Here is an 823-nt window from a genome sequence, read left to right on the forward strand (position 1 = left end):
CCTGATGGGGTCAAGTTAAATGGAATCAAGGTTCTAGAATACTCTCAGGAGACTCCAGGACTTGGAGCAAATATTGCAAATGCCGATGTCCAGAAGAGGTTCTATCCTGTAAGTAAAGAGGGACTTGACAAAGGCATAAGGGTTGACAAAGATGCTGGAGTAACCCCTGTGGGTGACCAGATAGATGCAAGAAAGAGGGAAGACGGGATAGTGACAGTCAGCGATGTGATGACCGGTGCAACGATCACTCCAAGAGCCGTCGCATCCTCTCTCAACGCCATCTCCGAATTCCTTGATAAGGCAGGTGTTAGATGATGGCAGAATCGAAGTTCAAGATTCTGGCAAACGGTATCTTGAAACAAAACCCGACCTTCATTCAGGTTCTTGGTATGTGTCCCACTCTCGCAACTACAACAAGCGCCGAAAATGGTTTGGGGATGGGACTCGCAACTACTGCTGTCCTTGCGTTGTCGAACATCACAATATCTCTTGTGAGGAAATTCATTCCCGATAAGATAAGGATTCCCTCTTACATAGTAATAATCGCTTCCTTTGTTACCGTGATCGACATGTTGATGCATGGGTTTGTCTATGATCTATGGAAGACATTGGGACTGTTTATTCCCCTCATAGTCGTTAACTGCATAATTCTTGGAAGGGCCGAAGCCTTTGCTTCGAAGAATGATGTCTTCAGTTCCTTCCTCGATGGTCTAGGAATGGGCCTTGGTTTCACGGCCTCTCTGGTTCTTCTGGGATCGGTGAGAGAGTTTCTTGGCAACGGATCGATTTTCGGCTACCATCTTTCTGATGTGAAAATGTTTGC

At 46.2% G+C, this 823-nt stretch carries 2 protein-coding genes; both read left to right on the top strand.

Features of this window, described 5'->3' with window-relative positions:
* Nucleotides 1–315 (top strand): FMN-binding protein (locus tag BG32_RS08860; RefSeq protein ID WP_121526698.1); only part of this gene is annotated, 315 nt, incomplete at its 5' end.
* The coding region (gene rsxE / locus BG32_RS08865) for an electron transport complex subunit RsxE (RefSeq protein WP_147434905.1) at nt 312–823 on the top strand (512 nt) is incomplete at its 3' end. The genes BG32_RS08860 and rsxE, both read left to right, overlap by 4 nt.

Source organism: Mesotoga sp. HF07.pep.5.2.highcov (assembly GCF_003666285.1).
In the GTDB taxonomy this organism is placed as follows: Bacteria; Thermotogota; Thermotogae; order Petrotogales; family Kosmotogaceae; genus Mesotoga; species Mesotoga prima.